At 71.0% G+C, this 15,631-nt stretch carries 8 protein-coding genes and 1 tRNA gene; 6 read left to right on the forward strand and 3 right to left on the reverse strand.

Features of this window, described 5'->3' with window-relative positions:
• Positions 1-159 precede the first annotated feature (159 nt).
• Positions 160-768, reverse strand: a complete 609-nt coding sequence (locus tag OG206_RS21525; RefSeq protein WP_327118504.1) for a GNAT family N-acetyltransferase — start codon at positions 766-768, stop codon at positions 160-162.
• Between the two features lie 146 nt (positions 769-914).
• A complete protein-coding gene (locus OG206_RS21530; RefSeq protein ID WP_327118506.1) occupies positions 915-2,186 on the reverse strand; it encodes a phosphoribosyltransferase family protein in 1,272 nt (423 codons plus the stop codon).
• A gap of 976 nt (positions 2,187-3,162) precedes the next feature.
• Between OG206_RS21530 and OG206_RS21535 the strand changes: the two genes are divergently transcribed.
• Positions 3,163-7,239 (forward strand): carboxypeptidase regulatory-like domain-containing protein, encoded by a 4,077-nt coding sequence (locus tag OG206_RS21535; RefSeq protein WP_327118508.1) that lies wholly within the window; start codon positions 3,163-3,165, stop codon positions 7,237-7,239.
• A 183-nt stretch (positions 7,240-7,422) separates the two neighbouring features.
• On the opposite strand, the gene OG206_RS21540 is transcribed toward OG206_RS21535, so the two are convergent.
• Positions 7,423-7,495 (reverse strand) — tRNA-Arg (locus OG206_RS21540).
• A 317-nt stretch (positions 7,496-7,812) separates the two neighbouring features.
• On the opposite strand from OG206_RS21540, the gene OG206_RS21545 reads away from it, so the two are divergent.
• The 5 genes from OG206_RS21545 (at position 7,813) to ettA (ending at position 15,627) form a co-directional block, all read left to right on the forward strand.
• Entirely contained in the window at positions 7,813-9,456 is a 1,644-nt protein-coding gene (locus tag OG206_RS21545; RefSeq protein ID WP_327118510.1) for a dynamin family protein, read from the forward strand.
• On the forward strand, positions 9,453-11,468 hold the full coding sequence (locus OG206_RS21550; protein ID WP_327118512.1) for a YfjP family GTPase: 2,016 nt from the start codon (positions 9,453-9,455) through the stop codon (positions 11,466-11,468). The genes OG206_RS21545 and OG206_RS21550 overlap by 4 nt, the downstream gene beginning before the upstream one ends.
• A gap of 210 nt (positions 11,469-11,678) precedes the next feature.
• Positions 11,679-12,104, forward strand: coding sequence for a single-stranded DNA-binding protein (locus OG206_RS21555; protein WP_327118514.1), 426 nt, complete (start codon positions 11,679-11,681; stop codon positions 12,102-12,104).
• Positions 12,105-12,336: 232 nt separating this feature from the next.
• A complete protein-coding gene (locus OG206_RS21560) occupies positions 12,337-13,779 on the forward strand; it encodes an LAETG motif-containing sortase-dependent surface protein (RefSeq protein ID WP_327122354.1) in 1,443 nt (480 codons plus the stop codon).
• Positions 13,780-13,962: 183 nt separating this feature from the next.
• The gene (gene ettA / locus OG206_RS21565; RefSeq protein WP_327118516.1) at positions 13,963-15,627 is read left to right on the forward strand and encodes an energy-dependent translational throttle protein EttA; all 1,665 of its coding nucleotides are present in this window, start codon (positions 13,963-13,965) and stop codon (positions 15,625-15,627) included.
• Positions 15,628-15,631 lie beyond the last annotated feature (4 nt).

Consider the following 15,631-nt stretch of genomic DNA (forward strand, 5'->3'; position numbering starts at 1 on the left):
GTTCCAGGAATGGGGACGATGTACGACCTGAATGGGGGGAATGGGTGGGCACCCTTGACAGGCTTCGAGGCAGGCCACTATCTTCGCGCTCTTTGAATCGATTCACGTCACGGTTGCGCATCGCTCCACTCACGCGACGCGCCAGGTGTGTCCGGACCCTCACCAGTGGGCGAGCCCGGCAGCCGCCGGGTGCCCGGGCCCGAGCAGGACGGTGAGCCCCGCTCTTCCCGGCACGGTCACCGGGACCGGATGCCATCCCGCACGCCGGTAGAAGCGCAGCGTCGCCTCCGCGTGCACGGAGGTCAGCAGCCAGCACCGTCCGTCCGGTGCGGCGCCCGTGACGGCCGTCAGCAGGGCCGCGCCCAGGCCGGCACCGCGCGCGGCGGGGGAGACCGCCAGTTCGTCGACCTCCAGCGCCCCGCACAGCCATGCGGAGACGCGCCCGGGCCCCAGCGCCCGGGCGACGTGGCCGTAGCCGCGGTCGGTGGGGAACACGCCGGGTGTGGTCCACGCGGTGGCGAAGCCGCCCACCTCGTCGCAGGGGCCCGGACCTTCCGCCCCGCGGGGAGGCGCGCCCGTGCCGGGCTCCAGGGCCAGTGCCGCGGTGAAACCGGGACGCAGGGCGTCGGCCATGAGGCGTTCGACGTACGGTCCGGCCGCCGAGGGGTCCTCGTTCCACGGCGGAGCCGAGAACACGTCGGCGTACACCCGGCGGATGCCGTCGGCGTACGCGGGAAGGAGCCCGCTCGTCATCAGCCGGACCCGCATGCCGCCGCCCCTCCGCTCCGGACCCGGTCCCGAGCGCCGGAACCGCTGCGGAAAGGATAGGGGCGGGGCCGGCGTCGCGGCCGGTACGATCCGACCGCCGTCGCTACCCCGCCGGTGCACGACCCCGGAAACCGGCCACGCGCGGCTCAGCCCGGGGGGAGGAGATGGGTGGTGAACCAGTCCCGTGCGAGGTCCGCGACGCGGTCCAGGGCGCCCGGCTCCTCGAACAGGTGGGTGGCGCCCGGGACGACCTCCAGTCGGTTCTCGCAGTACAGCGCCGCCTGGGCCTGCCGGTTGAGGTCGATCACCGTGGTGTCCTCGCCGCCGACGATCAGCAGCGTCGGCGCCCGTACCCCGGAGAGGTCCACACCGGCCAGGTCGGGCCGGCCGCCGCGCGAGACCACCGCTCCGATGCCCGAGTCCGGGGCGGCCGCGGCACGCAGCGCCGCCGCCGCGCCGGTGCTTGCGCCGAACGATCCGACCGGCACGGCCACCCGGTTCCTGAGCCAGCGCGTGGTGTCCGACAGCCGCGCGGACAGCAGCCCGATGTCGAATACGTTGGCCCGGTAGACCTCCTCGCCCGGGGTGAGCAGGTCGAAGAGCAGCGTGCCCAGACCGGCGCGGTTCAGGGCCGTGGCCACGGCGCGGTTGCGCGGGCTGAGACGGCTGCTGCCGGAACCGTGGGCGAACACCACGACGGCGCCCGCGTCCGCCGGGAGCACCAGATCGCCGGTGAGCGGAACCCCGCCCGCGTCGACCTCGACGGTCTCGGCCGTGACGCCGTCCGCGGGCGCCCGGGCCAGGAGGGCCACGACCTCCTCGTCGGATGTCTGGGAGAAGTCCCGGTACCACTCGCCCACCGCGGAGAAGAGGACCGGCGTGGACAGGCACACGATCTCGTCGACGTCCTCCCCCAGGCGCGCGGCCACGTCCGGCGACGCCACGGGCACGGCCAGTGCGACATAGGCGGCCCCCTGCGCCCGGACCACCTGGCAGGCCGCCCTGGCGGTGGCACCGGTGGCGACCCCGTCGTCCACCACGACCACCGCGCGGCCGTGCAGCGGCAGGCGCGTCCTGCCCGCCCTGTACGCAGCCGCCCGCCGGAGCAGCTCCGCCTCCTCGGCGCGCTCGACGGACCGGACCTGCGCCTCCCGCACACCGGCATGCCGCACGATCTCATCGCTGATGACCCGCACACCGCCCTCACCGATCGCGCCGAAGCCCAGCTCCGGGTGGTGCGGCACACCGAGCTTGCGGACCACGATCACGTCGAGCGGCGCACCCAGAGCCCGGGCCACCTCGTAAGCCACGGGGACTCCGCCGCGCGGCAGCCCCAGGACGACGGGGTCGCGCAGCTCCAGGTGCCGCAGGGCCTCGGCCAGTTGTCGCCCGGCGTCCGCGCGGTCGGTGAACAGCACGGTGGTTCACCTCCAACAGAGAAGGGGACGCGGCAGCGCACGCGCACGCCCCTTCTTCGAAACAAACCCATCTGTGCTGGTTCGGCAAGTCGGGGGGCGGCCGCTTTCGGCGGTAGGGAATTCGCAGGGGTCCGCTGGCCCGCGGCACCGCACTCCCGGTGGGACGGAGTCATGCGGTCAGGAGGTCCGGTGCGGTCCGGACGACGAAGCCGGAGCGGGGCGCGCCTGTCCTGTTCATCCCCTTTTCCGACCCGTGCGCCGGACGTCGCGAGAGTCGCCGTGCTCTCGCGTCCGGCGCCGGAGCGACTGGGCACGGGAGATTTTCCCGCCGGGGCCGGAATCCTGCTTCCTTGACAGAGGAAATAAAGTCGGCCACTCCACTGTGGCGCGCATGTCCGACATGGTCTCTCCGTGCGCAACGGGCCCGGGGAGGCCGGTGGGTGAGGGTATTCCCTCCGGCCCGGACCGATTCACGCAGGTCGCGGGTCGATGGGACCTGAGCGCGAGTAGCGGGGCGGAGTCCGGCGACCGTGGACCGGAAGCGCAACACGGACATCTACGCGCGCAGCCGGGCGCTGATCGTTCGTCCCGCCGATTCCCGGGATAGGCCTGATTCACGTGGCGGACAAGTGATGACTTAGCGCGCGATAGAGCCCCTCCGGCGTGCTCACGCCGTTCTCACGGCTTTTCCACAACCTTCGTACGTTTGGTGACCACGCGTCATTAATCGGTAACGCAACGTGTATTGACCTTGATCGCACGCGCCTCACTAATTGGCTCCCGGCGAATACGTCCATTCGCTGTCGCCCCGGGATAATCACGGGCCGACCCCTGCTCGCAGCATGGAGTCATAGCCTTGCGCACAGCGGCAAGATCGAAGAGATCGAACGGGTCCGGCAGATCAGAAATACCGAAGCGGCGCGGACAGGCGCGGCAGAGAATCGGCGGGGGGCTCGCGGTTCTGAGTGCGGCCGCCATGGGGGTCCTGGGTCTGCAGGTCCCGGCGGCCGGCGCCGCCGGGACCTCGCCCGCCGCCGACGCCCGCGTGGCGTACGAGGCGAGCTGTGGCGTGGCGAAGCCGGGTGAGGCCACCTGCTATTCGCTGCGCCGCACGGACGTCAAGGAGATCAAGGGGCTGAGGCCGGCCTCGGACGCTCCCGCAGGCTTCGGCGCGACGGACCTGCGCAGCGCGTACAACCTGCCGGACAACGGCGGTGCGGGGCAGACCATCGCCGTCGTCGACGCCTACGACAGCCCGACCGCGGAGAGCGACCTCGCGGTGTACCGCGAGCAGTTCGGCCTGCCGGAGTGCACCACGGCCAACGGCTGCTTCACCAAGGTGGACCAGCGCGGCGGCACGAACTACCCGGCACCCGACCCGGGTTGGGCGGGAGAGATCTCCCTCGACCTCGACATGGTGTCGGCAGCGGCCCCGAACGCCCACATCCTGCTCGTGGAGGCGGACGACGCGAGCTTCGAGAGCCTGGGCGCGGCAGTCAACCAGGCCGTCGCGCTCGGCGCCAAGTTCGTGTCCAACTCCTACGGCACCGACTACCGCGGTGGCGGCGGCGAGGACCCGGCCGAGACGACCGAGTACGACGCGTACTACAACCACCCGGGCGTGGCGGTGGTCGCGTCGACCGGTGACTTCGGCTACGGGGTCAGCTACCCGGCCGCGTCCCAGTACGTCACGGCGGCCGGTGGCACGGCGCTGCACCGGGACACGAGCACGGAGCGCGGCTGGACCGAGAGCGTCTGGGACGGCGCCGGTTCGGGCTGCTCCCTCTACGAGCCGAAGCCGGCGTTCCAGAAGGACACGGGGTGCGCCAACCGCGCCCTGTCCGACGTCTCCGCGGTCTCGGACCCGGCGACCGGTGTATCGGTCTACCAGACGTACGGCGGTGGCGGCTGGGCGGTGTACGGCGGCACCAGCGCCGCGTCGCCCCTGATCGCCGCGACGTACGCGGTCGCGGGCACGCCCGTCGCAGGCACGTACCCGAACGCGTACCCGTACGCGGGCAACGGTGCGGGACTCAACGACGTGACAGGCGGCAGCAACGGGTCCTGCACCCCGAGCTACCTGTGCGAAGGCGGCACGGGCTACGACGGCCCCACCGGGCTCGGCACGCCGAACGGCGTGGACGCGTTCCGCAGCGGCCCGCACGGTGCCGTATCCGGCACGGTCACGGACGCCGCCACCGGCAAGGCGCTCTCCGGCGCGACGGTCACGGTCGGCGACAACCTCGCCAGGTCCGGCTCGGACGGCTCCTACAAGCTGAGCGTGCCGGCGGGCACGTACGACATCGCTGTCGACGCCTACGGCTACAAGTCGGCGGCGGCCTCGTCGGTGGAGGTCACCGACGGCGCGGCGCTGACGAAGAACTTCGCCCTCACCGCCGTCCCGAACCAGACGGTCTCGGGCAAGGTGACGGACGGCAGCGGCCACGGCTGGCCGCTGTACGCGCGGGTCTCCGTCGAGGGCGTCCCCGGCGCCCCCGTCTGGACGGACCCGGCCACGGGTTCCTACAGCCTGTCGCTGCCCGAGAACCACGGCTACACCCTGAACATCGCGTCGGCCACCCGCGGGTACAGCGCCGTGAGCGAGAAGATCACGGTGGACGAAGCGCCGGTCACCACGAACATAGCGGTGAAGGCGAACGCCTTCGGAGACACGGCACCCGGCTACGAGGTCAAGGACACGGGCAAGACGGAGCCGTTCGACACCACCGCACCGCCGGAGGGCTGGAAGGTCGTCAACTCGACCGATTCCGGCTGGCAGTTCGACGACCCGGGCGCGCGTGGCAACACGACCGGCGGCGCCGGCACCTTCGCCATCGCCGACAGCGACAACGCGGGTCCCGGCTCGACCACGGACTCCCAGCTGATCAGCCCCTCCTACAACTTCTCGGCCGACAGTCACCCGGTGGCGTCCTTCGCCACCGACTACCTTGCGTCGGGCGGCCAGGAGGCCACCGTCGACGCGTCCGACGACGGCGGGGAGACCTGGAAGACCGTGTGGTCCGCCGTCTCCTCGACCAACGGTGCCTCGAAGATCACCGTCCCGCTGGACGAGTACGCGGGGGTCCAGAACGTCACCCTGCGATTCCACTTCGTCGGATTCTTCGGCTGGTGGTGGAAGATCGACGACGTCTTCATCGGGGAGCGCACGCTCGAGGCGATCCCCGGAGGTCTGCTCGTCGGTGAAGTCACGGACGCCAACACCGGAAATGGCGTGACGGGCGCCGCCGTGACAAGCGACGACACGCCGACCGTGACGACCACGACCGTCGCCACGCCGGACGACCCCGACGTCTCCGACGGTTTCTACTCGGTCTTCACGCCCGACCTGGGCAAGCACAGCATCACCGCGTCGAAGAGCCGTTACACGAAGCAGTCGAAGACCGTGAGGACGGCAGTCGACAGTGCGGCGTCCACCGGCTTCACCCTCGCGGCGGGCCGGCTGAGCGTGACCCCGGAAACCGTGACCAAGACCGTCGCGTGGGGTGGACAGGCCACCCAGAAGGTCACCGTCAGGAACACCGGTGGCGCGGCCGCCACACTGAAGATGTCCGAGCAGGCGGGCAAGTACCAGCCTCAGGACCAGAAGCAGGGTGCGCCGCTCCAGAGGATCAAGGGCACGTACCCGACCGGACCGAGCAAGGCACGGGCCGGGGCCGCCTCCACGAAGGCCGGTCCCGCGGCGAGCCCCGCCGCCGCCCCGGCGGACGGTACCTGGCAGACGGCTCCCAACCTGCCGCAGGCGACCATGAGCAACATCGGCGCCGTGCACGACGGCATCGTCTACACCGGATTCGGGTACAGCGGCTCCGGTGTCTCGAGCGATCTGTACGGCTTGAACACGGAAACCGGAGCGTGGTCGAAGAAGGCGTCCGCGACCGACGGACGAGAGGGCCCCTCGGCCGGATTCATCGACGGCAAGCTCTACGTCGTGGGCGGCTGGCTCCAGACGGGAACCCCTGACACGAAGCTGGAGGTGTACGACCCCGAGGCGAACAGCTGGACGACCGGAGCTGCCACCACGCACGCGTTCGCGGGCGCCGGCACGGCGGTCCTCGACGGCAAGCTGTACGTGATCGGAGGCTGCACCGACGTCTGTGGCAGCAAGAACGGCAGTGTGTACGACCCGGGCAACGACAGCTGGTCGCAGATCGCGGACTACCCCGAGACCGTGGCGTGGGAGTCCTGCGGCGGCATCGGCGGCAAGCTGTACTGCGCCGGTGGCACCTCGGGTCAGAGCGTGCTCAAGCACGCCTACTCCTACGACCCGGACTCCGACAGCTGGAGCCAGGTCGCGGACATGCCGATCGCGGCGTGGGGTGCGTCGTACGCCGCGGCCAACGGGCAACTCGTCTCCACCGGCGGTGTCAGCGACAACGCGCTGATCAACCAGAGCTTCGCCTTCGACGCGAGTTCCGGCGCGTGGAACGCCCTGCCGAACGCCAACGTCGCCACCTACCGCGGCGCCGGCGCCCTCGGCTTCTACAAGCTGGGTGGCGGTGACGCGCCGAACACGCCCTCCACCCAGGCCGAGTACCTCGCGGGGTACGACCAGGACGGGACCGGGGACGTCTCGTGGCTGAGCGAGAGCAGCCAGGAACTGACCGTCCAGCCGGGTGCCAGCGCGACGTTCACCGTCTCGCTGGACGCGTCGGTACCCGAGATCACCCAGCCGGGTACGTACCGCGCGTCGCTGGCGTTCAGCACCGACACGCCGTACGGCGGCTCGAAGCTCCCCGTGTCGCTGACGGTGAACCCGCCGAAGACGTGGGGCAAGATCACGGGCACGATCCTCGGCAAGGCGGCGAACGGGACCACGGCCCCGATCGCGGGGGCGACCGTCGAGATCGACAGCTGGGCGTCCACCTACACACTGCGCACGGCTGCCGACGGCACCTACGCGCTGTGGCTGGACACCCGCAACAACCCGCTCACCCTCATCGCGGCCAAGGACGGCTACGCGCCGACCACGGCCACGGTGAAGCTCGTCAAGGGCGGGACGGTGATCAGTAACTTCACCCTCAGGAAGCAGTAGCGCGACGGCACATGAGACAGGGGCGGGCCACTCCTCCGGGGGCGGCCCGCCCTTTCCGCGAGGAATCGTGGCCGGCCGGAGTTGGCCGGGCGCTTTTGCGCGCTCTACGGCGGGCCTCCGGTGTGCCTTCGACCAGCGAAAAGGCCCTCCGGGTAGGAGGGCCTGAAGGTGGTGCGGACGGTGTGCCCCCGGCAGGACTCGAACCTGCGGCCAAGCGCTTAGAAGGCGCCTGCTCTATCCACTGAGCTACGGGGGCCGGGTGTCGGCCGGTGTCCCGGAGGGCGTGGGTTCAAGCCATCCGCGACGCTGCCGGGACAAGGATAGGGCTCAGATCGCCTCGTCCCGGTTGCTTCACCTGCGTGGCACGATGTGGAGGTTCAGTGAAGCGAACCGATAATCGCAGGTAGGTGCGATTCGTGCACCGCTTTTCGCGCCTCACGCCACGGGTGTTGTGCACTCGTTATGCCTGCGCCCCACTCGTCCCCTCTGTCCCCCGGAACGGATCCGCCGCGCAGAGGGGCCTATACGCTTCAAAAAGCCGTCAAAATTGGGCATTCTTCACATGTGGTAACCATGGATGTACGGCCCCAGCTCATCGACGCACTTTCCGCCCTGCGCGACCGTGTCGCTGCCGTGCGTCTTCCACTCCCGCTGCCCGGAGCCCCGCGCTCCCGGCAGACGCGGACCGAACTGCTCGCCCAGCTCGACGACTACCTCGTACCTCGCCTCAAGGACCCCGACGCACCGCTGCTCGCGGTGATCGGCGGATCCACCGGCGCGGGCAAGTCCACGCTCGTCAACTCGCTGGTGGGATGCCGGGTCAGTGAGGCCGGGGTGCTGCGCCCGACCACCAGAACCCCCGTGCTCGTCTGCCATCCGGACGACCACCACTGGTTCGCCGGGGTGCGCGTGCTGCCGCAGCTGACCCGGGTGTGGCTGCCCCCGGGGCGGCCCCGGGACCCCGACGGGCTCGACCACCTCGGTGCCGAGGGGGACCACGACGAGTCCGTGCTGCGCGTGGAGACGGCGGCGACCCTGCCGCGCGGGCTGGCCCTCCTGGACGCGCCTGACATCGACTCGCTCGTCGTACGGAACCGCGTGCTCGCCGCCGAACTCATCTGCGCCGCCGACGTGTGGATCATGGTGACCACCGCGTCCCGGTACGCCGACGCCGTGCCCTGGCACCTCCTGCGGACCGCGAAGGAGTACGACGCTTCACTGGTCACCGTCCTGGACCGGGTGCCGCACCAGGTGATCGGCGAGGTCTCCCGCCAGTACGCCGCCCTGCTCACCCGGGCCGGTCTGGGCGACGTGCCCCGGTTCACGATCCCGGAGCTGCCCGAGTCCGCGGGAGGCGGCAGCGGGCTGCTGCCCACCACCGCCGTGGCACCCCTCAGGGCCTGGCTCACCCACCGGGCGCAGGACCCGGCGGCCCGTCAGCAGGCCGTGGGGCGGACGGCGTCCGGGGTCATCGACTCGCTGAACGTGCGGATGCCCGAGCTCGCCGCGGCGGTCGCCGCGCAGTACGCCGCGGCCGTCCGGCTGACCGGTGTGGTCGAGGAGGCGTACGGGAAGGAGCTGTCGCGCGTCGGACGGCGGCTGAAGGACGGTGCCGTGCTCGCGGGCGGCGCCCGCACCCGCTGGCGCGGCTACCCGCTCTACAGCACGGCGGGAGAGCTGCTGGACGCACTCGTGGAGAGCCTCACCGCTCTGCTGCAGTGCGCGGTGGCCGCGGCGGACGAGCAGATCCGTACGACCTGGCGGCGCGAACCCGCCGCCGGGATCTTCCGGTTCGAGGACGCGGGCCGGGAGGCCGGAGGCTGGGGCCCGGCCGAGGACATCCAGGGTCGTGTCGGCATGGCCGTACGGCGCTGGAGGAGGGTTCTGGAGGAGCTGGCCGAGGAGGAGGCGCGACTGCTGGAACGCAACGCGGCGCCGGACGCCGAGACGGTGGCGGCGCTGCTCGCGGCGGCCCTGCTCGGGGGACGCCGGGCGAGGGGCGCCGGCGAGCAGCTCGCCGAACGGATCGGTGCCCAGGGAGCGCTGCGCCTGCGCGACAAGGGAGGGGCGCTGCTCACCACCTGCCTCGGCCAGGTCCTGCACGGCGAACGCGACCGGCGGCTCGCGCCGCTCGACGCGCTCGAAGTGGCCCCGGAGCCACAGGCCGAACTCATCGCCGCGCTGTCCGTACTGCAGAAGGAGAGGAAGCAGCGATGACTGCCGTCACCGACCAGGACCACGGACACGGACCGGGGAGCGGGAACGCCGAGACGCCCGAGAACCCCGAGGCGCCCGGCATCCTGCAGAAGCCCGGGACGCCAGGGACACCAGAGATCCCCGACGAGTCCGGCGGGGGCGACGAGCGGCGCTGGGACGACGGGCTCATCGCGCGCCGTGCCGCCGAGGCGTCGAAGGAGCGGGCCGAGGGGGAGCGTACGGCCCAGGACGAGGCCGGGACCCAGGTCGAGGCGTACGGACTGCCGGGCAGCCCCCTGCGGCCCCGGCTCGACGCGCTCCGGGAGCTGGTCGGGCTCTCCCGCGCCCGGCTGGACGGGGACACCCTCGCCGAGGCGGGACGCGTGCTCGACGAGGCCTCGGCCCGCCAGCGGCTCTCCTCCAGGCACACCGTCGTCGCCGTCGCCGGGGCCACCGGCAGCGGGAAGTCCACCCTCTTCAACGCACTCGCCGGCGTGCAGATCTCCGACACCGGGCTGCGCAGGCCCACCACGTCCGCGCCGATCGCCTGCAGCTGGACCGACGGCGCCGCCGGACTGCTCGACCGGCTGGCCATCCCCGGCCGCCTGCGGCGCAGGCCCGTCCAGGGCAGTACGCCGGCCGACGAGGCGCTCCAGGGGCTCGTCCTGGTGGATCTGCCCGACCACGACTCTGCGGCGACCGGTCACCGGGCCCAGGTCGACCGGGTGCTGGCCCTGGTCGACGCGGTGATCTGGGTCGTCGACCCGGAGAAGTACGCCGACGCCGCCCTGCACGAGCGCTACCTGCGGCCGCTCGCCGGGCACGCGGAGGTCTCCTTCGTCGTCCTCAACCAGATCGACCGGCTCCCCGGCGACGCCGCGGACCTCGTCCTCGACGACCTGCGCAGGCTGCTGGACGAGGACGGCATGGCGGTGGGGGAGCACGGCGAGCCGGGCGCCACCGTCATGTCGCTGTCCGCCCTGACCGGAGCCGGAGTGGCCGACCTGCGCGAACTCCTCGGCAGGTTCGTCCAGGACCGTACGGCGGCGGCGCGCAGGCTCTCCGCGGACGTCGACGCGGCCGCGGCCCGGCTCCGTCAGGTGTACGTCGCGGAGGGGCGGCCCGGACTCGGTGAACGGGCCCGCGAACAGTTCACCGACCGGCTGGCCGAAGCCGTCGGCGCGGCCGCGGCGGGACAGGCGGCGGAGCGCGAGTGGCGCAGGAACGCGGGGCGGGCGTGCGGAACGCCGTGGCTGCGTCTGTGGCGTTGGTACGAGTCCACCCGGCAGCTCGGCGGTCTGGACCTGATGGCACAGGCCCTCGCGCCGCCCGAGGAGGAGCTCACCGCCCGCCAGCGCGTGGAACAGGCGGTGCGGACGCTGGCGGACGACGCGGTGCACGGTCTGCCGGCCCCCTGGGCGCAGGCCGTGCGCGAGGCGGCGGTGAGCGGCGCCGAAGGCCTCCCCGAGGCGCTGGACGAGCTGGCGCGGAACGCGCAGACGGCCTCGGCCGGTCGAGGCCGCGGCAGGGGCGGGGACACCGCTTCCGCCGCAACGGATCCGGGCGGTCCGGGCACCGCGGGGAAGACGGCGTTCCCGGCCGGGCGCGGAACGGGTGCGGCCGGGGCCGTACCCCTCACGGGCACCCCCGCTGGTCGGGCGGCACGGCCGCCGCGTCCTGCGTGGTGGCCCGCCGCGGTGCTGGCGCAGGCTTCCATGACCCTGCTCCAGATCTTCGGCGGACTCTGGCTGCTGGGCCAGATCGTGGGCTTCCTCGAACCCGGGCTGATCGTCCCGGCCCTGTTGATGCTGGCGGGAGTGATCGGCGGACCGCTCGTCGAATGGTCGTGCGCGGCCGCCGCGCGGGGCCCCGCGCGGCGCTACGGGCAGGAGGCGGAACGGCGCCTGCGCGAAGCCGCCGCGGGCTGCGGCCGGGCCAGGGTGCTCGACCCGGTGGCGGCGGAACTGGCGCGCTATCGCGAGGTGCGGGAACGGTATGTGACGGTGACGGAGTTCTCCACAACCGGCCGGTAATCCACAGCCCCGGCGCGATTTCCCGTTTCCCCCCAGGATGGTGTGCACGGACCGGACAGACGCACCGGACAGACGCCCCGGACAGGACGTCTTCGCACCGCATCGGTGCAGGCAGGACGGTGCGCCGGAAAGCCGGACGGAAAGTGCTGAAGGCTGCGGACGCGACGCACGGAGAAGTGCGGCGGAACGCGACGGAAACGGGGGACGGAAATGAACGAGACCTTGGTGACGCTGGTGGGAAACAGCGCGACCCCGGTGGACTTCCGGGAGACGGAGGCGGGGGCGACGGCTCGTTTCCGGCTCGCGGTGACGCCCAGGCGATGGGATCGCGAGCGGCAGAGCTGGGCGGACGGCCGCACCAGCTTCTACACGGTGTGGGCCCGGCGCACGCTCGCGGCGAACCTGTCCGGTTCGGTCTCCGTGGGCGAACCGCTCGTCGTGCACGGGCGTCTGAGGGTGCGGGAGGAGGAACGCGACGGGGTGTGGAAAACGTCCGTGGACATCGACGCGGTGGCGGTGGGACATGACCTGACCAGGGGGACGGCCGCGTTCCGGCGCGTGGTCAGAGCCGATCCCGCTCTCATTGCGCCTACGCATCGTCAGAAACCGGCCACGGAAATGGCATCGGTGTCCTGAACAACGGGGGCGCGCCGATGAAAGCTGTAACGATTACGAGTCGGAATGCTTATCTGACGGCATGACGGGGGACTGCTCTTCGTTCGATCCTTACGATTCCCCAGTACTCATGCGGCACTTGAGTTTGCTGGCGAGGCACCTCCCACACGCGACTCATGCGTGAAGGTCTCGCCCGGAGGGGAATTCTGTGTTTTCTGTGTCTTCAGCGTCCACTTCGTCGTCGACGGCGGCGATGGAGGGCTCCCCAGGGGGCCGGAGCAAGGGCCACGGCCGCGGTCTCGTCAGGGCGGCCGCCGCGATGCTGGCCACCGGGCTGGTCGCTGCGGGAACGATCGTCGCAGCGACGGCCGCCACGGCCGCGCCGGCGGACGAGACGGGCCAGCATCAGGGCGGTGCGGTCGCCGTGCTGGACGGTCTGAAGACCTACGGCTTCGCCGAGCTCAACACCGGTGAGGGCAAGAAGCCCCAGGAGCTGCCCGCCGGCCTGTTCGAGATGAAGGTCGACGGCGGCGGCACCATCCAGACGTACTGCATCGACTTCCACACGCCCACCAAGGACGGTGCGAAGTACTCGGAGACCCCCTGGGACCAGTCCTCGCTCGGCGCCAACGAGGACGCCGGCAAGGTGCGCTGGATCCTGCAGCACTCCTACCCGCAGGTCAACGACTTCGCGGCGCTCGCCGAGAAGGCCGGTACCGGCCCGCTCGACGAGAAGACCGCCGCCGCCGGCACCCAGGTCGCCATCTGGCGCTTCTCGGACAAGGCCGACGTGACGGCCAAGGACGCGAACGCCGAGAAGCTCGCCGACTGGCTGGAGGAGAACGCCCAAAATCTCGCGGAGCCCAAGGCGTCCGTGGGGCTGTCTCCGGCCGCGGTCTCCGGCAAGGCCGGTGAGAAGCTGGGTCCGGTCACCGTCCACACCGACGCCGGCCAGGTCTCGGTGGTACCGCCCGCCGACGCCGCCGCCAGCGGGGTCCAGGTCACCGACAAGGCAGGCAAGCCCGTCACCGAGGCTGCAGACGGCGCCGACCTGTACTTCTCCGTCCCCGAGGACGCCACCGACGGCTCCGCCTCGTTCTCCGTCCAGGCCTCGACCTCCGTGCCCGTGGGCCGGGTCTTCGCCGGGCTGACCAAGAGCCAGACCATGATCCTCGCCGGCTCCAGCGAGTCCACCGTCACCGCCGCGGCGAGCGCGACCTGGGCCGAGAAGGGCGCGGTCCCCGCGCTCACGGCGGAGAAGAACTGCGCCAAGGGCGGCGTGGACATCACCGCGGCCAACAACGGCGACGAGCCGTTCACCTTCACCCTGGCCGGTGCCGAGCACACCATCGCCGCCGGCGAGACCCGCACGGTGACGATCCCGGTCGCCGAGGACCAGGCGTACGACTTCACGATCACCGGCCCCGGTGGCTTCAGCAAGAACTTCAAGGGCGTCCTGGACTGCAAGACGGCCGGCACCCCCGCACCGGGTGACGACACCGAGACCCAGAGTGGCTCCGAGCCGGTGCCGGCCCAGACCGGCACCAGCTCCACCGGTGCCGAGGGCGACCTCGCCGAGACCGGCGGATCCAGCGCCACCCCCGTCATCGCGGGTGTCGCGATCGCCCTCGTCGTCCTCGGCGGCGGCGCGGTCTTCTTCCTCCGCAGGAAGAAGACGCAGAGCAGCGGTGAGTGACGTGTAGCGGTACGGCGCGAAAGCGCCGGTGGAGAGCCCGGTACGGACATCCGTACCGGGCTCTCCGGCTTCCCGGCGGTCCGGACGCGGGTACCGGGAACCGGACGGGTTTCCGTCCGGGTGCGGACGTCAGGCAAGATGGGTGTATCTGCCCACACCTCTATTGCTGCCGGACGGTTTCTCTTGGCTGAGTTCATCTACACCATGCGCAAGACGCGCAAGGCGCACGGCGACAAGGTGATCCTCGACGACGTCACCCTGAACTTCCTGCCCGGCGCGAAAATCGGTGTCGTGGGGCCCAACGGCGCCGGTAAGTCCACGGTGCTGAAGATCATGGCGGGCCTGGAGCAGCCGTCCAACGGCGAGGCCTACCTCTCGCCCGGTTTCAGCGTCGGCATCCTCATGCAGGAGCCGAAGCTCGACGAGTCGAAGACCGTCCTGGAGAACGTCCAGGACGGCGCCGCCGAGATCATGGGCAAGCTCAAGCGCTTCAACGAGGTCGCGGAGCTCATGGCGACCGACTACTCCGACGCGCTCATGGACGAGATGGGCAAGCTCCAGGAGGACCTGGACCACGCCAACGCGTGGGACCTGGACGCGCAACTGGAACAGGCCATGGACGCCCTGGGCTGCCCGCCCGGCGACTGGCCCGTCAACAACCTCTCCGGCGGCGAGAAGCGCCGTGTGGCGCTCTGCAAGCTGCTCATCGAGGCCCCGGACCTGCTCCTCCTCGACGAGCCCACCAACCACCTCGACGCCGAGTCGGTGAACTGGCTGGAGCAGCACCTCTCGAAGTACGCGGGCGCCGTCGTCGCCGTGACGCACGACCGGTACTTCCTGAACAACGTCGCCGAGTGGATCCTCGAGCTCGACCGCGGCCGCGCACTGCCCTACGAGGGCAACTACTCCACGTACCTGGAGAAGAAGGCCACCCGCCTCAAGGTCGAGGGCCGCAAGGACGAGAAGCGTCAGAAGCGGCTCAAGGAAGAGCTTGAGTGGGTCCGCTCCAACGCCAAGGGCCGCCAGACCAAGTCCAAGGCACGTCTCGCCCGTTACGAGGAGATGGCGGCCGAGGCGGACAAGATGCGGAAGCTGGACTTCGAGGAGATCCAGATTCCGCCGGGCCCGCGGCTCGGTTCCATCGTCGTCGAGGTCGAGAACCTGTCGAAGGCCTTCGGCGACAAGGTCCTCATCGACGACCTGTCGTTCACGCTGCCGCGCAACGGCATCGTCGGCATCATCGGTCCGAACGGTGCGGGCAAGACCACGCTGTTCAAGATGATCCAGGGCCTGGAGACGCCGGACTCCGGCGCCATCAAGGTCGGCGACACGGTCAAGATCTCCTACGTCGACCAGTCCCGCGCCAACATCGACCCGAAGAAGACCCTCTGGGCCGTCGTGTCGGACGAGCTGGACTACATCAACGTCGGCAACGTCGAGATGCCCTCGCGGGCGTACGTCTCGGCCTTCGGCTTCAAGGGTCCGGACCAGCAGAAGCCGGCCGGTGTCCTCTCCGGTGGTGAGCGCAACCGCCTGAACCTGGCGCTGACGCTCAAGGAGGGCGGCAACCTGCTGCTCCTCGACGAGCCCACCAACGACCTCGACGTGGAGACCCTGTCCTCGCTCGAGAACGCGCTGCTGGAGTTCCCCGGAGCAGCGGTGGTCATCTCCCACGACCGCTGGTTCCTGGACCGCGTCGCCACGCACATCCTGGCGTACGAGGGCGACTCCAAGTGGTACTGGTTCGAGGGCAACTTCGAGTCGTACGAGAAGAACAAGGTCGAGCGCCTCGGTGCGGACGCGGCCCGCCCGCACCGTGCCACGTACAAGAAGCTCACGCGAGGCTGATCGA

The organism is Streptomyces sp. NBC_01341, assembly GCF_035946055.1.
In the GTDB taxonomy this organism is placed as follows: Bacteria; Actinomycetota; Actinomycetes; order Streptomycetales; family Streptomycetaceae; genus Streptomyces.